Origin of the sequence: Rhodococcus sp. LB1, assembly GCF_001583455.1 — a bacterium.
GTDB lineage: Bacteria > Actinomycetota > Actinomycetes > Mycobacteriales > Mycobacteriaceae > Rhodococcus_F > Rhodococcus_F opacus.
The window spans coordinates 26,916-45,927 of sequence record NZ_LTCZ01000054.1; the positions used below are offsets into that span (position 1 = coordinate 26,916).

At 67.1% G+C, this 19,012-nt stretch carries 20 protein-coding genes; 13 read left to right on the plus strand and 7 right to left on the minus strand.

The annotated features are described in order from the left end of the window. Nucleotides 1–45: 45 nt before the first annotated feature. From AZG88_RS10280 to AZG88_RS10305, 7 genes are all read left to right on the plus strand, one after another. A complete protein-coding gene (locus tag AZG88_RS10280) occupies nt 46–582 on the plus strand; it encodes a hypothetical protein (protein ID WP_005243820.1) in 537 nt (178 codons plus the stop codon). Nucleotides 583–639: 57 nt separating this feature from the next. Beyond that, a complete protein-coding gene (locus AZG88_RS10285) occupies nt 640–846 on the plus strand; it encodes a hypothetical protein (protein WP_005243822.1) in 207 nt (68 codons plus the stop codon). Between the two features lie 31 nt (nt 847–877). Then, complete coding sequence (locus AZG88_RS52525) at nt 878–1,033, plus strand: DUF6131 family protein (RefSeq protein WP_005263616.1); 156 nt, start codon at nt 878–880, stop codon at nt 1,031–1,033. A gap of 116 nt (nt 1,034–1,149) precedes the next feature. Continuing rightward, nucleotides 1,150–2,316 carry a dihydro-p-hydroxycinnamoy-CoA dehydrogenase gene (gene couH, locus AZG88_RS10290; protein ID WP_005243826.1) on the plus strand — a complete coding sequence of 389 codons (1,167 nt, stop codon included), beginning with the start codon at nt 1,150–1,152 and terminating at the stop codon, nt 2,314–2,316. 127 nt (nt 2,317–2,443) lie between these two features. Continuing rightward, a complete protein-coding gene (gene couT / locus AZG88_RS10295) occupies nt 2,444–3,772 on the plus strand; it encodes a p-hydroxycinnamate MFS transporter (protein ID WP_005243827.1) in 1,329 nt (442 codons plus the stop codon). 55 nt (nt 3,773–3,827) lie between these two features. Further along, a complete protein-coding gene (gene couL, locus AZG88_RS10300) occupies nt 3,828–5,363 on the plus strand; it encodes a p-hydroxycinnamoyl-CoA synthetase (RefSeq protein WP_061697619.1) in 1,536 nt (511 codons plus the stop codon). Nucleotides 5,364–5,408: 45 nt separating this feature from the next. Further along, nucleotides 5,409–5,993, plus strand: coding sequence for a DJ-1/PfpI family protein (locus tag AZG88_RS10305; protein ID WP_025431955.1), 585 nt, complete (start codon nt 5,409–5,411; stop codon nt 5,991–5,993). 24 nt (nt 5,994–6,017) lie between these two features. Here the strand turns inward: AZG88_RS10305 and AZG88_RS10310 are convergent, their stop codons facing one another. The 5 genes from AZG88_RS10310 to couR all read right to left on the minus strand — a co-directional run bounded on the left by AZG88_RS10310 (nt 6,018) and on the right by couR (nt 11,120). Then, nucleotides 6,018–7,787 (minus strand): CocE/NonD family hydrolase, encoded by a 1,770-nt coding sequence (locus AZG88_RS10310; RefSeq protein ID WP_061697620.1) that lies wholly within the window; start codon nt 7,785–7,787, stop codon nt 6,018–6,020. Continuing rightward, nucleotides 7,784–9,109, minus strand: coding sequence for an MFS transporter (locus tag AZG88_RS10315; protein ID WP_061697621.1), 1,326 nt, complete (start codon nt 9,107–9,109; stop codon nt 7,784–7,786). Before AZG88_RS10315 ends, AZG88_RS10310 begins: the two co-directional genes overlap by 4 nt. Before the next feature lie 172 nt (nt 9,110–9,281). Next, entirely contained in the window at nt 9,282–10,190 is a 909-nt protein-coding gene (locus tag AZG88_RS10320) for a LysR family transcriptional regulator (protein ID WP_061697622.1), read from the minus strand. Between the two features lie 6 nt (nt 10,191–10,196). After that, complete coding sequence (locus AZG88_RS10325) at nt 10,197–10,673, minus strand: DUF3237 domain-containing protein (protein WP_005243839.1); 477 nt, start codon at nt 10,671–10,673, stop codon at nt 10,197–10,199. A 6-nt stretch (nt 10,674–10,679) separates the two neighbouring features. Then, a complete protein-coding gene (gene couR / locus AZG88_RS10330) occupies nt 10,680–11,120 on the minus strand; it encodes a MarR family transcriptional repressor CouR (protein ID WP_025431954.1) in 441 nt (146 codons plus the stop codon). Between the two features lie 114 nt (nt 11,121–11,234). Here couR and couN point away from each other — a divergent pair, with 114 nt between their 5' ends. The 3 genes from couN to couM are packed head-to-tail and all read left to right on the plus strand — an operon-like array spanning nt 11,235 to nt 13,539. Beyond that, nucleotides 11,235–12,146 carry a 4-hydroxyphenyl-beta-hydroxyacyl-CoA dehydrogenase gene (gene couN, locus AZG88_RS10335; RefSeq protein WP_005243844.1) on the plus strand — a complete coding sequence of 304 codons (912 nt, stop codon included), beginning with the start codon at nt 11,235–11,237 and terminating at the stop codon, nt 12,144–12,146. Further along, on the plus strand, nt 12,143–13,033 hold the full coding sequence (couO, locus tag AZG88_RS10340) for a 4-hydroxyphenyl-beta-ketoacyl-CoA hydrolase (RefSeq protein ID WP_061697623.1): 891 nt from the start codon (nt 12,143–12,145) through the stop codon (nt 13,031–13,033). The genes couN and couO overlap by 4 nt, the downstream gene beginning before the upstream one ends. A 32-nt stretch (nt 13,034–13,065) precedes the next feature. Further along, the gene (gene couM, locus AZG88_RS10345; RefSeq protein WP_005243848.1) at nt 13,066–13,539 is read left to right on the plus strand and encodes a p-hydroxycinnamoyl-CoA hydratase; all 474 of its coding nucleotides are present in this window, start codon (nt 13,066–13,068) and stop codon (nt 13,537–13,539) included. A gap of 28 nt (nt 13,540–13,567) precedes the next feature. On the opposite strand, the gene AZG88_RS10350 is transcribed toward couM, so the two are convergent. Then, nucleotides 13,568–13,747 (minus strand): hypothetical protein, encoded by a 180-nt coding sequence (locus AZG88_RS10350; protein WP_005243850.1) that lies wholly within the window; start codon nt 13,745–13,747, stop codon nt 13,568–13,570. 344 nt (nt 13,748–14,091) lie between these two features. On the opposite strand from AZG88_RS10350, the gene AZG88_RS10355 reads away from it, so the two are divergent. The 3 genes from AZG88_RS10355 to AZG88_RS10365 all read left to right on the plus strand — a co-directional run bounded on the left by AZG88_RS10355 (nt 14,092) and on the right by AZG88_RS10365 (nt 17,943). Next, nucleotides 14,092–14,856 (plus strand): pirin family protein, encoded by a 765-nt coding sequence (locus tag AZG88_RS10355; protein ID WP_005243853.1) that lies wholly within the window; start codon nt 14,092–14,094, stop codon nt 14,854–14,856. 90 nt (nt 14,857–14,946) lie between these two features. Beyond that, entirely contained in the window at nt 14,947–15,918 is a 972-nt protein-coding gene (locus AZG88_RS10360) for a protocatechuate dioxygenase (protein ID WP_061697624.1), read from the plus strand. Between the two features lie 75 nt (nt 15,919–15,993). After that, nucleotides 15,994–17,943: a M13 family metallopeptidase gene (locus AZG88_RS10365; protein WP_061697625.1), complete on the plus strand. Its 1,950-nt coding sequence runs from the start codon at nt 15,994–15,996 to the stop codon at nt 17,941–17,943. A gap of 3 nt (nt 17,944–17,946) precedes the next feature. Here AZG88_RS10365 and AZG88_RS10370 read toward each other — a convergent pair whose 3' ends face one another. Beyond that, entirely contained in the window at nt 17,947–19,011 is a 1,065-nt protein-coding gene (locus AZG88_RS10370) for an ABC transporter ATP-binding protein (RefSeq protein WP_005243861.1), read from the minus strand. Nucleotide 19,012 lies beyond the last annotated feature (1 nt).

Genomic DNA, 19,012 nt, shown 5'->3' on the forward strand with positions numbered 1-19,012 from the left:
TTCGGCGCGGGGTACTTTAACAACACAACCGCTGGGAGTAACCATATGGACACCATGACTGTCATCTGGATCATCGTCGCGATCGTCGTCGTTCTCGCCCTGATCGCGCTGGCCGTTGCGGCATCACGCAAGCGGAACGAGCGCAACCGTCATCAGGCCGACAGCATCCGCGCGAAGGCGCAGGAGCAGACGTCCGTCGTCGAGAAGCGCGAGGCCATCGCGGAGGAAACTGCGGCCAACGCCAGAAGGGCCCAAGCCGAAGCGGAGGCCAAGGCGGCAGAGGCCAAGAGACTGCAGGTCGATGCGCAGACGCACCAGAACACGGCGACCACGTCTCGTGACGACCTGAAGCACGAGTGGCAGCGAGCCGACGAGCTCGATCCCGACGTCAAGACGACGGACACTCCGCCGAACGACGCCAGGGCCACCGACGCCCGAACCACCGGAACGGGGCCGACGAACGCTCGGGCCACCGATGCGCGAACCACGGGTACAGGGCCTGCCAACGGTCGGCCCAACGGCACGGACTCCACGAATACCCATGGAGCACACGCGAAGCCGACCGACACGTCGTCGACATAGCGTTCGAGTTCGTCACGTGCACCGGCGCGGCGCCGGTGCCCACACGGGAGGTCGGAAATGCGTATCGGACGACTCGTGACGCTCATCGTGATCATCTGGCTGATCATCGGCGCCGTTGCCGTGTGGCAGCGCGGTTACTTCAAGGACGCGACGGCCGATTGCGCCAGCGCCGGAACGATCGCGGTCACCGTGATCGCGGGCCCACTCAACTACGCGGGTGTGAACCCGAAGATCGATTGTGAAGTGCCGCAACCGAGTCAGTAGTTCCAAGCCGTCAACCGAAAGAGGGAAGACCGTGATCGTTCTCGGAATCATCCTGCTCGTCATCGGCCTCGTCGCGGGGATCTCGATCCTCACGACGATCGGAATCATCCTCCTCGTCATCGGCCTCGTGCTACTGCTGCTGGGCACGACGGGCCGCGCGGTCGGCGGGCGGAAGTACTGGTATTGACGCCGGCGCTCATCCGCCGGACATGCTCAACCATTGACATTATCAATGATTGATAGATAGGTTCCTTTCGGGTATGCACCCGTGCGTTGCACGTGTGCCGACGAAAGGAACCTTGCATGTCTTCGGTTGCACTGGCACGGAACATCTTCGACGCCGATCACGATGCGTTTCGAGAAACGGTGCGCCGGTTCGCCGAACGTGATGTGGCCCCGCATCTTCGCGACTGGGCCGATGCGGGACAGGTCGACCGGGACGTCTACCGCCAGGCCGGCAAGCTCGGGCTCCTCGGGATCAACGTCGAGGAACGATTCGCCGGCGGCGGAATCGACGACTTCCGTTTCAACGCCATCGTCATCGAAGAGCTCTGCCGCGTCGGGGCCCCCGCCGTGGTGATGGGCCTGGCGGGCATCAACGACCTCGTCACGCCCTACCTCGCCTCGCTGGCGAACGAAGAGCAGAAGCACCGGTTCCTGACGCCCCTGTGCACCGGCGAGAAGATCGGCGCCATCGCCATGACGGAGCCGGGCGCAGGTAGCGACCTGGCCGCGATCTCCACGACCGCCCTCCCCGACGGGGACGATCTGGTCCTCAACGGCACCAAGATCTTCATCAGCAACGGAATGCTCGCCGACTTCGTGATCGTCGTGGCCAAGACGGATCCGGCAGCGGGCAAGAAGGGCGTGAGCCTGCTGGTGGTCGAAGACGGGGCGGCCGGCTTCACCCGCAACGGGCCGCTGCACAAGGTCGGCCTGACCGCCCAGGACACCGCCGAGCTCGTATTCGACGACGTCCGCGTCCCCCGCGAGAACGTCCTGGGCGAACTGAACGACGGCTTCGGCTACCTGCGACACAACCTGCCGCAGGAACGCCTCAGCGTGGCCGTCACGTCCATGGCGTCGATGCGACGCACGTTCGACCAGGCCCTGACGTACAGCTGCGATCGCACGGCGTTCGGCCAGCGAGTGGCCGACTTCCAGGCCAACCGCTTCTACCTCGCGGAACTCGCCACCGAGATCGAGATCGCGCAGTGCTTCACCGACCGCTGCATCCTCGACGCCGCACACGGCACCCTCGACGAGGTGACAGCGGCGATGGCCAAATGGTGGATCACCGAGCTGCAGCAGCGGGTCGTCCAGCGCGCGGTCCAACTGCACGGCGGCTACGGATACATGCGCGAGTACGACGTCGCCCAGGACTACCTCGACTGCCGCGGCGGGCCGATCTACGCCGGCACCACCGAGATCATGAAGGAAATCATCGGGCGCAAGCTCGCCCGGGCCTGACGGGTGCGATTACCACAGAAGCGTTGGCGATCTCTTCCATTGACATCTTCAATGATTAATGTTTAATTGTGATCCGCGCTACACACGCGATCCGCTCTGTTGTCCCACGCTCGGCCAAGGAGTATCGATGACGGTCACCGCCACCGCCGGCACCATGTCGGCCACCCAACGCAAGAAGGAAGTTCGCAGGGTAATCCTGTCGAGCTACCTGGGCAGCACCATCGAGTTCTACGACTTCCTGCTCTACGCCACCGCAGCGTCCCTCGTCTTCGGCCCGGTGTTCTTCGCCGATCTCGACCCTCTGGCCGCGAGCATCGCGTCGATGGGAACGTTCGCCGCCGGCTACGTCGCGCGCCCCCTGGGCGGAATCGTCTTCGGTCACTTCGGGGACACCGTCGGCCGCAAGGCCATGCTGCTGATCTCGATGACCGTCATGGGCATCGCGTCGTTCGCGATCGGGCTCATTCCCCCGCCGGAGATGATCGGCTCCTGGGCCGCGGTGATCCTCGTCCTCCTCCGCGTCTGCCAGGGACTCGCCGTCGGCGGCGAATGGGGTGGCGCAGCGCTGATGTCGCTCGAGCACGCCGAATCCGGCAAACGCGGATTCGCCGCGGCGTTCACCAACGCGGGCGCCCCCACCGGCGCACTGCTCGGCACACTCGCGCTGGCGGCCGTGTCGCTTCTCCCCGACGAGCAGTTCCTGACGTGGGGCTGGCGCATCCCGTTCCTGATCTCGGCGTTCATGCTGGCCCTCGGCCTGTTCATCCGGTCCAAGGTGTCGGAGAGCCCGCTGTTCACGGCGGCGCTGAAGGAATCGGCGAAGAAGGAGACCACCCCGCCCATCGTCACCATCCTGAAGCGGCCCCGCGCGGTCGTCGTGGCGTCGATGAGCTGCATCGCGAGCTTCGGAATGCAGACCGCATTCACCACATTCGCCATCACCTACGCCGTGTCGAGCGGCGCCCCGCGGTCCGACGCGCTGCTGGCGTTCTCCTTCTGCCAGTTCTGCGCGATCTTCCTGGTCCTCGGATCGGCGCGACTGTCCGACCGGATCGGCCGCCGGCCGGTCATGCTCGCGGGACTCGGCGCGATGATCCTCAGCGTCTACCCACTGTTCCTGCTGCTCAGCACGGGAGAGTTCCTGTTCATCGCGCTCGCCTTCGTCGGCTACACCCTCTGCCACTCGGCCACCTACGGGCCGATGGCCGCGTTCATCTCCGAGCAGTTCGGCACCCGGGCGCGCTACACCGGAGCGTCGCTCGGATACCAGCTGGCCACCCTCATCGGCGCGGGATTCACCCCCGTCATCCTGGCGTCGCTGTTCGCGTCGTCCGGCAAGTCGATCCTCCCGGTCGGGTTGTTCATCATCGCACTGTGCGTGGTCAGCGCCGTCTTCCTCGTCGCGACGAAGGAGAGCAAGGACAACGACCTGAGCGCCGAGACCCCGTCGGCCTGACACACCCATCCCGCCACAAGCTCGAGAGTAGTTTCGAAGAGAACGAGGAGTCACCATGGACAACGAAGGCATCGGCTCGTGGCTCGAGCGCCGCATCACCATGACGCCGAAGAACGAGGCGCTCGTCTTCGACGGACGGGCCGTCACGTACGAGGAGATGGCCCTGCGGACCCGCCGACTCGCCCACGGCCTACGCGCCCTCGGCGTCGAGAAGGGTGACTGCGTCGGCTTCTTCGGTTTCAACGACCCGGCGGCGCTCGAGGTGATGTTCGCGGCCGGGCTGCTCGGCGCCACGTATCTCCCGCTCAACGCACGCCTCACCGCCGAGGAAGCGCGCTACGTTCTCGGCGATTCACGCTGCACCACAGTGATCTTCGGCGATCAGCAGGCCGACGTCGCGCAGGAGCTGGCGCAGTCGGACACCCCGGTCACCACCTGGATCGGCCTGGGCGCCTCGTGGTCCACCCACACGTACGAGGGCGTGCGCGCCGGGCGGCCGGACACCCGCATCGACGAGCAGGTGGGCCTCGACGACCTGTCCGTGCTGATGTACTCGTCGGGCACCACCGGTGCGCCGAAGGGCGTCATGCTCAGCCACGGCAACATGCTGTGGAACGCGCTGAACCAGCTTCTCGCCCAGGACATGACGTCGAAGGAACGCACGCTGTCGGTGGCGCCGCTGTTCCACATCGGCGGGATCGGCGGCGCCGTCACACCGACGCTGCTCAACGGCGGCACCGTGGTGCTGCTGCGCAAGTTCGATGCCGGCGTCGTGCTCGACACGATCGAGAAGGAACGCATCACCACGTTCTTCGCGGTCCCCACGATGATCCAGGAACTGTGGCACCACCCCCGGTTCGCGGACGCCGACCTGTCCAGCCTGCGGGCCATCTGCGTTGCGGGGGCTCCCCTGCCCGAAGCGTTGATCTCCCCGTGGCAGGACCGTGACGTCGCGATCACGCAGGCGTACGGCCTGACGGAAACCGCGCCCTCGGTCACCATGCTGTCGAGCGCGGACGTGCGCAGCAAGATCGGGTCCGCCGGCAAGCGGACGTTCTTCACCGACGTCGACGTCGTGCGTCCCGACGGGTCGAGCGCCGAACAGCACGAGATCGGCGAGATCGTCGCCAAGGGCCCGAACGTGATGCTCGGCTACCTGAATCAGCCCGAGGTGACCGCCCGCACGATCGTCGACGGCTGGCTGCACACCGGCGACGCCGGCTACTTCGACGACGAAGGTTTCCTCTTCATCTGCGACCGCTACAAGGACATGTACATCTCCGGCGGCGAGAACGTCTACCCCGCCGAGGTCGAGGCGGCTCTGCTGAGACTGGAGGGCATCCGGGAGGCGGCGGTCATCGGCGTCCCCCACGAGAAGTGGGGCGAGACCGGTATGGCCTTCGTCGTCGCCGCCGACGGCACGACACTCGACGAGGAGACGGTTCGCGCCCGGCTGCGAGAAAAGCTCGCGGGCTTCAAGATTCCCACGTTCATCCAGATCGCGGAGGCACTCCCCCGCACCGCCACCGGCAAGATCCGCAAACCCGACCTGCGGAAGCTTGCCGCTTCGCGGCCTGTGAGTACTTCTTGACCGCGGGCGGTTAACAAGTACTCACGAGCGTGCTTGCATTATGGAATGAAGCACATCGGGATCGTGTTGTTCGACGGCGTCGAGGAGTTGGACGCCGTCGGGCCGTGGGAGGTGCTGTCCGCGTGGACGCGCATGTACCCAGACGACGGATACGCCGTGTCCTGCCTCTCCGCGTCGGGCGGGAGTGTGCAGTGCGCCAAGGGCCTCGTCCTGGGCGCTCATCATTCCCATGCCGACGCGCCGCCCCTCGCCGTGCTGCTCCATCCCGGCGGTCAGGGCACGCGGCCCCAACTGCTAGACGACGCCCATCTCGACTGGGTGCGCCGGCAGCGCGCCGTCGTTCCGTTGATGACCAGCGTGTGCACGGGTTCCCTGGTCTACGCGAAAGCCGGCCTGCTGAAAGGCAGGCCGGCTACGACGCATTGGGCGTCGTTGGCGTTGCTGGCGGAGATCGATCCGACCATCGACGTGCGCCCGGACGATCGGTTCGTCGACGACGGCGCCGTGATCACGTCGGCCGGTGTCTCCGCGGGTATCGACATGGCACTGCACCTCGTCGCCCGCTTCGCCGGAGCGGAGCGGGCGCGCGAGGTGCGCCGCTATATCCAGTACGACCCTCGCCCCCTGTGAGTACTACAAGTACTCACGGGCGCGTCAGCGCACCACGGAGAGCGACACGCGGCTGGGGTGCCGCTCCCCCGTGTGCACGGTCTGGTGGGCGACCACGAATTCCGATGATTCGTACGCAGATTCGCCGGTGTTCAGGTTGCGGTCCCAGCGGGGATGGTTGCTGGACGTCACGTGGACCCGGATCCGCTCACCCGGCTGGAAGGTGACGGCCGTGGACCACAGGTCGATCGCGTACTCGTACACCTCCCCGGGCACGAGCAGGCTCGGTTCGGCGGATGTATACGTCCCGGGGGTCCGGTAGGAGTCGCGGTAGCGGGCCCGGACCATGCCGTCGGTGAGGGTGATCGACGTGCCGTCCGCGGTCACCCGGCACAGTCGCACGACGAAATCGGTGTCGACCGCACTGGACGACGCGAACAGCGTCGCGGACACCCGGCCGATCACCGTCAACGGCTCGGTGAGTGCCTCACCGGTGAACACGAGGACGTCGTCGCGGGATTCGACGCGGCTCTGTTCCAGTGCGCCGGGCGCGAACGTTCCCGGCATCATCGTCGCCCCACCGACCGTCGGCACCGGATCCGCCGGGTCGTAGTCGTAGTTGACGCACCCGTCGGCCCCCTCCGCTTCCGCGACGAGGGTTCCGCCGGGAGCCAGGAAGAGTTCGGCCGTCCGCGCGGGTTCCGGGAAGCGGTCGTACGTCCGCCACCGGTTTTCCCCCATCACGAAGATCCGGACGCGGGGCATGTCGGGTTCCTCGTCGCCGAGCACCGACGCGTACCACTGCGCATGAACCGACGACAGGTCCTGCCCCGAGTCGAGCACCGCCTGGTTGGCGGGACTGCCGAACACTACCGAGCCACCGAGCCCGGAGAAGTTGGTGTGACTCCACGGGCCCACGATCAGGTACGGCGCGGGGGCCGCACCGGAATCACTGTGCGCCAGTTGGCCGAAGTACTGGTCGAGGGTGCTGTTCACGAAAATGTCGTACCACCCCCCGATGTGCAGAGAGGGGAGGCCGACGGCCCGGTCGCTCGCGCTGTCCCACAGGTCGCGGGTGGGGTGATCGATCGGGAATCCCAGCGATTCGACGATCGGCGACGCGAAGAACGCCGGAGCATCGGCCGCCATGTCGCGGACGGGCAGGATGTCCAGGAACGTGTCCTCGGACATCGCCCGATCGATCCGCGCCCACGACTCCCACTCGCGTTCCGCGCGGACGGGATCGGTCCGGGACAGTTTCGCGATCTCGGCCGGTCCGGCCGAGTAGTGCCCCCACCCGAGCCGGGCACCGAATTCCACCGCGCCGCCGCGCACGAGTCCACCGGACCGCGCATTGCCGCCTGCGGAGATGCCCGGGGCGATGCCGCGCAGGGCCGGCGGCTTCTCCTGGGCTGCACGCCACTGGGTTTCGGCGAAGTACGACCGTCCCCACATGCCCACGGCGCCGGTCGAGTACGGCAGTTCGGCGGCCCACTGCACCGTGTCGTAACCGTCCGGACCTTCGTTCTCGGACGGCACGAAGTCGCCGTCCGAGCCGAATCTGCCGCGGACGTCCTGCATGATCACGACGAATCCGGCGGCCGCGACGGTGGTGGGGTTGAGGTAGCCCGAGTTCACGGACAGGTCGCGGCCGTACGGGGTGCGGGTGAGCAGAACCGGGAAGCGTCCGGATCCGTTCGGGCGGTACACGGTCGAGCGCAGAACCACCCCGTCCCGCATCGTCGCCTCGACGTCGTTCTCGATCAGTACATCGTGTTTCACAGGTTCGGTCACTTTCGACGGGAGTGCGGTCATTTGCCGAGGTCGGTGGTGCTGGTCCGGTAGGTTTCGCGGACCGTGAGCGTGGTGAGCGCGCTGACCAGGCAGCAGCACGCGGTGAATACGGCCACCGGAATCCAGCCGTTCGGTCCGGGCCGGACGAGCGCCGCGGCGATGGTGGGGGCGAATCCGGTGGCCACCAGCGCCAGCTGCCCGGAGATCGCCATGCCCGAATACCGGATGCGCGTCTCGAACATCTCGGCGTACAGCGCGGGACCGACGGCGTTGACGAGCGAGTAGCCGGCCACCATCACGACGCACGCGGTGATCAGGATCAGGGCGGTCGAACGCTGGCTGACCGCCCAGAAGAATCCGGAGATGGCGACGGCGCAGACGAGATTGCCGGTGATGAAGATCGGCTTGCGTCCGATCCGGTCGGCGAGGATCCCCGCGGCGGGCTGGGCCACGAGCGCGAGTGCGGCGGTGAGCACGGTCGCGCCGACCATGACGGTCCGGGACACACCGGCCTCGTGGGTGCCCCACGACAGAGCGAAGGCGCTGAAGATGGTGGAGACCACCGCGAACAGGCCGCAACCCACGACCCGCAGCACGCTCGGCCAGTGGTCGCGGAAGATCACCTTCGCCGGCATCTCCTTGGGTTCGTCGGTCGACACGGCCGCCTCGAACACCTCGCTCTCCGGCAGCATCCGGCGGATGACGAGCCCGGCGAGTGCGACGAAGATGCTGAGCAGGAACGGGATACGCCATCCCCAGCTGAGGAAGGCGTCCTCGGGCAGTCCGGAGAACACGAGGACGACCAGCGATGCCAGCAGCATTCCCGCGGCGGCGCCGGTGTTCACCCAGCTCGCCGCAAGCGCCCGGCGATCGGCGGGTGCGTGTTCGAGCGCCAGGGACGCGGCTCCCGCCGACTCGCCCGCCGCCGACGCACCCTGGATGGCCCGGAGCAGCACCAGCAGGATCGGCGCCGCGACGCCGATCGCCCCGTACGTCGGCAGGCAGCCGATGAGCGACGTGGCCACGCCCATCATCACGAGCGTCACCACCAGCATCCGCTTACGGCCGAGGGTGTCCCCGAAGTGCCCGAAGACGAGGGCTGCGAGAGGCCGGACGACGTACCCGATCCCGATGGTCGCCATCGACACGATGGTCCCCCAGAACGAACCGAGATCCGGGAAGAACAGGGTGTTGAACGCCAGCGCGGAGAAGGAGGCGTAGATGAAGAAGTCGTAGTACTCGAGTGTGCTGCCCACGAAGGAGGCCAGGGCTGCCCGGCGCGCGTGGGGCGACCGGACGCTCGTGTCGGCGCGTACGTCGCGGCCGTCGAATGTGGAAGTCATGTGGTTCCTACCTGAATGTGAAGGGCATCCGGGAGTTCGGAGAGGCCTCGAGGCGGGTGCGGCACCGGGGATCGGAGTTGTCCAGGTCACATCCGCTGCCGCCGAGGGAGACTCTGCCAAAGAAACCGATCACCGTCCAAGAGCAGTATCGGCACCGATTGATAAGCGATCGTTATTGCTCGTCGGGGGCGGCGCCCGGCGACGGCAGCACCTCGGCGGCGAGGTCGAGAACCGTCTGCACGACGGGCGATACGGGACGGTCCGACCAGGCCAGCGCGGCCCGGACTTCGTATCGGCCGGCGTCGAGGGGAACGAGCACCACCCGATTGGGATACGTCTGGACGTCACCCGGCACGAGCGCCACACCGACCCCGGCCGCGACGAGGGCGGTCAGCACGATGCCGTCGGTGGTCTCCTGCACGATGTTCGGCGTGAACCCGGCATCCCGGCACGCGGCGAGCAGATCGCGGCGGAGCGTGGACCCGGTGGCGGCGGGATTCGCGACGAACGTTTCGTCGCGCAGTTCGGCGAGGTCGATCGACTCCCGTGCGGCGAGTGGGTGATCGCTCGGGAGCAGTGCACTGAGGTACTCCACCGAGATCTGCCGCGTGAGCACATGGGGGTGGGACACCGCGTCCGAGACGATCCCGAGGTCGAGTTGCCCCTCCCAGATTTCGTCGAGGATCTGCCCACTGACCGTCGCCCCCTCGAGGACGAGATCGATCAGCGGGTACCGACGGCGCACCGACCTTGCCAGAGAGGACAATTCGGTCTGCCCGTAGGCGCCGCTGAACCCGACCCGGACGCGACCTTCGACCGCCGGATCCGCGATCACCGCGGCATCGACGGCGCGGTCGATTCCGGCGAGCGCGTCCTTGCACGGCTGCAGGAAGCGCTCCCCCGCCGCGGTGAGCCGGACCGATCGCGTGGTGCGGTCGAACAGTTTCACGCCGAGGCGCTTCTCGAGTTGCTGCACTTGCTGACTCACGGCCGGTTGCGCGATGTGCAGCACCTCGGCCGCCCGGCCGTAGTTGAGTTCCTCGGCGACCGCGACGAACGACTTCATCCAGCGGATCTCCACTGCCGGTCAGTCCACCACGAACACCGTGAGACGCACCTCGCCGGGGAGGCGTTCGCCGGTGCCGACGAGGATCCGCGAGCGCAGCCACGACCACCGGCCCTCGGCGGCGGTGAGCCGTGGGGTGCAGCGGAAGTAGATGCGCTCGGGTGGCACGGGCTCGCCCTCGACCAACCGGGCGATGTCTTCGGCGGTACCCGAGCGCAGCCCGAAGTTGGTGACGTAGATGCGGTCGCCGTCGTCGGTCTCGATGGCGTACTTGGCCTCGAGTTCGGTGAGCGTGGACGAGCTGAGCAGCTGGAAGTCCGCCCCTACCGGCAGCACGGTGCCCCGTAGCTCGGGGCCCTCGACCCGGCCACCGACGATGGGGATGATGCGCCGTGTGCCTTCGGGCGTGGACCCGATCTCCACCGGCTCGGCCACCTCCACGACGAACGTGGCGAGGAACGACATGCCGGGCGGGGCCGGGGCGAGGAGCTCGGTCATCGTGCCCTACTCGACGAAGGTGGGAAAGGCGATGCTCTGCAACGTGTCCCGCATCTGATTCACGACCGTGTCGGGGATGCCCTCGAAGTAGCGTCCGTGCGCGGCGTCGACACGCGCCTTGGCGTCGTCGCGGAGTCGGCGCCCCTCGTCGGTGGCAGCGATCAGTTTGTTGCGACGATCCGAGGGGTCGAGGGTGCGCACGACGAGTCCGCGTTCCTCGAGTTCGTCGACCAGGCCCACGATCTGACTGGGGTCGAGCCCCATGGTGGCGGCCACTCCGCGCTGGTTGACGCCCTCGGCCTGCTCACAGGCGAGGACCAGAACCGAATAGGAGCGCACCCGCAGACCCGTGGGAACGAGGGCCTTGTTCACCGCGCCCAGCACCATTCCGCCGACGCGCGAGAGCAGGAACCCGATGTCGTCCGATAACGCCTGCGACTCTGCCATGCGACGACCCCCTTCTGATGATTGCCGGTAGAGTAGCAGATCTTAATCATTGACATTCTCAATCATCAATGATTACGTGTGATTCAGCGAACACGACCTTAGGAGAATCGCGACATGGACCTCAGCAACAAAGTCGCCGTAGTCACCGGCAGCGGACAGGGCCTCGGACTGGCCTACGCCAAGGACCTCGTGCGGCACGGCGCCGCAGTCGTGATCAACGACGTCAACCAGGCCACCGCCGACGCCGCCGTCGCCGAGATCACCGCCGCGGGCGGCCGGGCAGTCGCCGTCGTCGCCCCGGTCGGCAGCACCGAAACCGCCCAGAAGCTGGTCGCCGGCGCGATCGACGCATTCGGACGCCTCGACGTCATGGTCACCAATGCCGGCATCCTCCGCGACAAGGTGCTGTGGAAGATGACCGACGACGACTTCGACGCAGTGATCAACGTACATCTGCGCGGCACGTTCACGTGCGTCCGCGAAGCCGTCCTGAAGTTCCGCGAACAGGGCGACGGTGGTCGCATCATCTGCATCGGCTCCCCTGCCGGCCAGCGCGGCAACTTCGGGCAGACCAACTACTCGGGCGCCAAGTCCGGCATCGTCGGCATGGTCCGCACCTGGGCGATGGAACTACAGCGCGCGGGCATCACCGCCAACGCCGTCTGCCCCGTCGCCGCGACCGCGATGACCGAGACCGTCCCGTTCCTCGCCCCCTACATCGAGGGCATGAAGAATGGCGAGCCGCTCCCCGACATCATCCGCCGCGACGTGGGCCTGGGCACCCCCGAGGACGCCGCAGGCATCATCTCGTTCCTCGCGTCCGACGCGGCCGCCGAGATCACCGGCCAGGCCTTCGCCGTCGGTGGCGACCGCCTCGCGCTGTGGTCGCACCCCGACCTGACCGCGGTCGAGTACCACGACGGCGGCTGGTCGGCCGACGACATCGCGGCTCAGTGGACCGGCACGTTCGGCGACGCCGTCCAGTCCGTCGGCGAGGAATTTCCCGAGGAGCTGATGGCGAAGTGAGCCGCTACGAGTACGGCATCGACTTCGACAAGATCGACGCCATCGACATCCACACCCACGTCGAGATCGACGGCTGCGGGCACCGGTCCCTCGACGACGAACTGATGGCCGCCTCGGAGAAGTACTTCAAGTCCGGCGAGGAACGCACCCCGTCCATCGACGCGATCGCCGATCACTACCGCTCGCGCAACATGGCCGCGGTCGTGTTCACCGTCGACGCGGCCTCGGCCAGCGGACACGCCGCCAACTCGGTCGAGGAGATCGCCGAGGGCGCGGCCCGCCACAACGACGTCCTGATACCGTTCGGGTCCGTCGACCCCTGGCAGGGCAAGGCCGCCGTGCGGCGCGTGCACCGGCTCGTCGACGAGTTCGGCGTGAAGGGGTTCAAGTTCCACCCCAGCATGCAGGGCTTCGAACCGAACGACCGGCAGTTCTACCCGCTCTACGAGGCCATCACCGAGACCGGGGTCCCCGCCCTGTTCCACACCGGTCAGACCGGGATCGGCGCCGGGCTGCCCGGCGGGCACGGCATCAAACTGCGCTACTCCGACCCGATGCTGCTCGACGACGTCGCCGCCGACTTTCCCGACCTCACCGTGATCATGGCCCACCCGTCGGTGCCGTGGGTCGACTCGCAGATCTCCATCGCCACCCACAAGGCGAACGTCTTCATCGACCTGTCCGGGTGGTCGCCGAAGTACTTCCCGCCGCAGCTGGTCAAGGCCGCCAACAGCATGCTCCGCGGCAAGGTGCTGTTCGGCTCCGACTTCCCCGTCATCCAGGTCGACCGCTGGATGAAGGACTTCGAGAACCTCGACATCAAACCCGAGGTCGCGCCCCTGATCTTCAAGCAGAACGCGCTGCGCGTTCTCGGCATCAAGCACTGACCCGGCCTCACCGAACCACCAGGAGACTTATCGTGACCACCGCAACCACCACCCGCGTCGCCACCCTGGCCGACCTCGCCGCACTCGAGGGCCAGTCGCTGGGCACCAGCTCGTGGATCGACATCCCCCAGCAGCGGATCAACACATTCGCCGACGCCACCGACGATCACCAGTGGATTCACGTCGACCCCGAGCGCGCCACGGCGGAGAGCCCGTTCGGCGGGCCCATCGCCCACGGCTACCTCACGTTGTCGCTGATCATCCCCATGTGGGACGAGGTACTGACCGTCGACAGCGTGACCATGGCCGTCAATTACGGTCTCAACAAGGTCCGATTCACCAACCCCGTGCCCGCGGAAGGACGCGTCCGCTTGAACGCGACGCTGCAGTCCGTCGAGGAACTGCCCAAGGGCGGCGTCCAGGTGACCGTCGCCGGGCAGATCGAACTCGAGGGCAGCGAGCGTCCCGCGGTAGTCGTCGAGGCCGTGTACCGCTTCTTCGAGTGACCAAGTACTCACGGGCGGCGAAGCCGCACTACTCGGGAGCCTGGTCGTCGGGCTCGACCTGTTCAGCCTGCTTCCGCTCGGACGCGTTGCCCGCGATTCCCTTCGCCTCGCGCTCGGCCACCAGCCGGTCTTCCATGTCGTCGACGAGGTCTGCGATCCGCTGGTGCTCGGGGAGGTGCTGATCGTGTCGATCCGAATTCGCCTTCATCACGCTCCTTCCGCTGTGTGCGACGTGCCGCAAATCCTGCGACTTCCGGACGCACAATTCGAACTGTACGCCGCGGGCCCGGTCGAAGCGGGCATTCGCGGCGGCACGAACTGGACGCCCGTCTTTCACGCTTTTCTCACCGTCGATGAAAGCTGTTGCCGAACACCGTCTTACGAGCGCTCGGTACTCCAATGTCGCACTGCGCAGCCCCATTTCGTCTTCGACGCGGGCCCTCCACCGCTGCCGACAGGCGATGAATTCGATGCACAATCGACACCGTCTTGCGAGTACCCACAGCCGGCACCTCGTACTCTGGACCGGGTACCACCCGAAGGAGGACCGATATGCCAGCAGTCACCACACCTCACGTCTATGTTCATCGTGCCGGCGATCGGCTGAAAACCAAGATTTCCTGGTTGGATTCGAAACATTCGTTCTCCTTCGGCCAGCACTACGACCCCGACAACACACACCACGGGCTGCTCCTCGTGAACAACGACGACACCGTGCTCCCCGGTCAGGGATTCGACACGCATCCGCACAAGGACATGGAGATCGTCACGTGGGTGCTGCGCGGCTCGCTCGTGCATCAGGATTCGATCGGCCACTCCGGCATCATCTATCCCGGCCTTGCGCAACGCATGAGCGCAGGCAAGGGCATCATGCATTCAGAAAAGAACGACAGCTGGCGCCTCGAGGGTGAGCAGCACCATGAGCCGGTGCATTTCGTCCAGATGTGGGTGGTACCCGACGAAGCCGGCCTCACTCCGAGCTACGAACAACTCGAGATCGAGGACGAGATCCTCAAGGGCGGGCTGGTGCCCGTTGCGTCCGGAATGCCGGAATACAAGGACAATTCGGCGATCCGGATCAACAACAGGCACGCGGCCCTGCATGTCGCGCGACTCTTCCCCGGCGCACCGGTGACCCTTCCCGAAGCGCCGTTCCTCCACGTCTTCGTCGCCCGGGGCACCGCGGAGATGGAGGGCGTCGGCACCCTGTACGAGGGGGACGCCGTCCGGCTGAGCGCCTCCGGTGGCCAGCAGGTCACCTCGCACACCGGCGCCGAGGTCCTCGTCTGGGAGATGCACGCCCGCCTCGGCGGCTGATTCCCAGCAAGTTCACAGCCGGACGGCACGCTGCGTGCAGGTTCGTGCGCCACGATCGGGTCACAGCCCGATCATGGAGAGGTACACATTGTGAACAAGGACGTCGAGAAGAGCCGTCTGCGCATCAGCCGCCGCCGCGCACTGGCGGTCGGTGGAACGGTGAGTCTGGGTGGGCTCATCGCCGCCTGCACCGGGAACGGGAGCGGCAGCACGTCGGCGTCGGCCTCGTCGACCGCAGCCGCATCCAGCGCCACGACGAGCGCCGACACGGTGACCGCCCTGCTCGACCAGGCACCGCAGTGCGTCCTGGCCGTCGAGGAGACGCAGGGACCATACTGGTTCGACGTCGACTCCATCCGCAGCGACATCCGCGAAGACCGGCCGGGCACGAAGCTGCAGCTCGCACTGCGGGTGCAGAACCTGACGAACTGCTCCGCGGACGGGTCCGCCGCGGTGGTCAGCAATGCGGTCGTGGAGATCTGGCACTGCGACGCGGGCGGTGTGTACTCCGGCTTCGAGTCGGGTTCCAAGGCCGCCGACCTCAGCGGCAACGGCGCCCCCGCAGGCGCGCCGCCGGCAGGCGGACCCGGTGGCGGCCAGCCCCCGGCCGGTGGTCCCGGTGGCGCAGGTGGGCCCGGACCGGGTGGTCCCGGCGGCGACATGTCCGGCGGTTCGGGTGAGACGTCCGACGGGTCCTACAGCGTCGGCGACAGCGAGGCCACGACCACGGACGACGGCACCTACCTGCGCGGCGCCCAGACCACGGACGCGAACGGCATCGCCCAGTTCACCACCGTCTTCCCCGGCTGGTACATCAGCCGGACCACCCACATCCATCTCAAGGTGCACATCGACAAGAAGACGGTGCTCACCACCCAGCTGTTCTTCGACGAGGCCCTGCTCGACGAGGTGTACGCGACCGCGCCGTACTCCGATCACACCGGACGGAAGAACAACGTGAACAACTCCACCGACAGCATCTACGACGACGCCGGCCTGCTGACCGTCGCCACGCAGTCGGACGGCTACCTCGCGGCGATCAACCTCGGCATCGACGTCTGATCGATCCCGATAGTTGGTTTCGCCCTGAGCGCAGTGGTGGACCTCCCGGCGCGGAACGGTGTAAGGATGGAACGCATGACCACGGCTCAGCGCTCCGGCATCGACCTCACTCACCTCGACAACGACACCCGCGCCCAGGACGACCTCTTCGTCCACGTGAACGGCAAGTGGATCGACGACTACGAGATTCCCGCGGATCGGGCGATCGACGGCGCGTTCCGAACGCTGTACGACAAGGCCGAGGTCGACGTCCAGACCATCATCGAGGAGGCGGCGGACTCCGGCGCGGCGCCGGGGACCGACGCCCAGCGCATCGGCGACCTGTACGGCAGCTTCATGGACGCGGACGTGGTCGAGGCCGCGGGGCTCGCACCGATCGCCGGTGAGCTCGCCGACGTGGCCTCGGCCACCGACCTCTCCGCGCTCGCCGCCGTCATCGGCCGCCAGCAGCGCACCGGGGTCGGCGGTGCCGTCGGTCACTACGTCGACACGGACGCGAAGAACTCCGAGCGCTACCTCGTCCACTTCAGCCAGTCGGGCATCGGCCTGCCCGACGAGTCGTACTACCGCCAGGACGACCACGCGGAGATCCGCGCGGCGTACGTGCAGCACATCGCGAAGATGTTCGCCCTCGCCGGCGTCGACTACGACGCGCAGCGCGTGTTCGACCTGGAAACCAAGATCGCGGCAGGTCATTGGGACGTCGTGAAGCGTCGCGACGCCGAGCTGAGCTACAACCTGCTCACCCTCGACCAGCTTCCCTCCGGGTTGGACTGGTCGTCGTGGATCGGCGCACTCGGTGGCACGTCCGAGCAGTTCGCCGAGATCGTGGTCCGCCAGCCCGACTTCCTCACCACCCTGACCGGGCTGTGGACGTCCGAGGACATCGACGACTGGAAGGCGTGGGCGACGTGGAACGTCATCCGCTCCCGCGCCCCGTACCTCACGCAGGCCCTGGTCGACGAGAATTTCGCGTTCTACGGGAAGACGCTGACCGGCGCCGAGGAGATCCGTGAGCGCTGGAAGCGCGGCGTGTCTCTGGTGCAGGATCTGCTGGGCGAGGCCGTCGGCAAGCTCTACGTCGAACGCCACTTCCCGGCCGACGCGAAGGCCCGCATGCAGGAACTGGTCGCCAACCTGCAGGAGGCGTACCGGCGCAACATCTCCGACCTGGACTGGATGAGCCCCGAGACACGGCAGGCGGCGCTCCGCAAGCTGGAGAAGTTCACGCCCAAGATCGGCTACCCCGACAAGTGGCGGGACTACTCGGCCGTCACCATCTCCCGCGACGACCTGGTCGGCAACTACCGCAGCGGCTACGCGGCGGAGTACGACCGCGACCTCGCGAAGCTCGGTGGTCCCGTCGACCGCGACGAGTGGTTCATGACACCGCAGACGGTCAACGCCTATTACAACCCGGGCATGAACGAAATCGTCTTTCCCGCAGCCATTCTGCAGCCGCCGTTCTTCGACGCCGCAGCCGACGACGCCGCCAACTACGGCGGAATCGGTGCCGTCATCGGTCACGAGATCGGCCACGGCTTCGACGATCAGGGCGCCAAGTACGACGGCGACGGCAACATGGTCGACTGGTGGACCGACGACGACCGGACCGAGTTCGGCAAGCGCACGAAGGCGCTGATCGAGCAGTACAACGAGTTCGAGCCGAAGGCGCTGCCCGGCCACGCCGTGAACGGCGAGTTCACCATCGGTGAGAACATCGGCGACCTCGGTGGCCTGTCCATCGCCATCGCGGCGTACCGGATCGCCACGGACGGGTCCGAGCCCGAGGTTCTCGACGGCCTCACCGGTCTCCAGCGGGTGTTCTTCGGCTGGGCGCAGGTGTGGCGCACCAAGGCCCGGGACGCCGAGGCACTTCGCCGGCTCGCCGTCGACCCGCACTCGCCGCCGGAGTTCCGCTGCAACGGCGTGATCCGCAACCTCGACACGTTCCACGACGCGTTCGACGTCCAGCCGGGTGACGCCCTGTATCTGGATCCGGAGGAGCGCGTCAAGATCTGGTAGTCGCTACCGCAGACGGTCACCCGTCGCCGCGGAGAAGAAGTACACCTCGCCGGGTTTCGGCTGCAGGTGCACCCTCTCCCCCGCGGCGACGGTGCGGGTGCGGTCCACCCGCACCACCACCTTCCCTGACGTCCCGGACGCGTACACGAAGGACTCCGCCCCCAGTTCCTCGAGCAGGTCGGTCTCGACCGTGTACGAGTCCTTGCGCCACGACCCCACCAGCACCCACGACTCCGGGCGCACCCCGACGATCACGGAGCCGTCCCCGATAGCCGAGTGCGGCACGGGAATACGCAGGTCGCCCAGTTCGGCGACGCCGTCGCGGATCGGGGTGTCCATGAGGTTCATCCCGGGCGAGCCGATGAAACCGGCGACGAACGTGTTGACCGGGTCGTCGTAGAGATCGCGGGGCCGGGCTACCTGCTGGAGGCGCCCGCCCTGCATGACCGCCACCCGGTCGCCCATCGTCATGGCCTCCACCTGGTCGTGGGTGACGTACACGGTGGTCGTGCCGAGCCGGCGCTGCAGGCCCGCGATCTGCGAGCGGGTGCTCACCCGCAGCTTCGCGTCGAGGTTGCTCAGCGGTTCGTCCATGCAGAACACCTTCGGGTGCCGCACGATCGCCCGGCCCATCGCGACCCGTTGACGTTGCCCGCCGGACAGTTTCGCCGGTTTGCGGTCCAGCAGCGGTTCGAGTTCGAGCATCCGCGCCGCTTCCAGCACCCGCTCGGTGCGTTCCGCCTTCCCGACGCCGGCGTTGCGGAGCGCGAAACCCATGTTGTCGGCGACGGTCATGTTCGGGTACAGCGCGTAACTCTGGAACACCATGGCCACGTCCCGCGCCCGGGGTGGCAGCGCGGTGACGTCGGTGCCGCCGATCTCGATGCGGCCCGCCTCGACGGCTTCGAGGCCGGCCAGCATCCGCAGGCTGGTCGACTTACCGCACCCGGACGGACCCACCAGGACGAGGAACTCGCCGTCCGCGATGTCGAGGTCCAGCCGATCGACCGCGGGTCGATCGGCTCCGGAATAACGGTGGGTGACACCTGCGAACTGCACGTGGGCCATG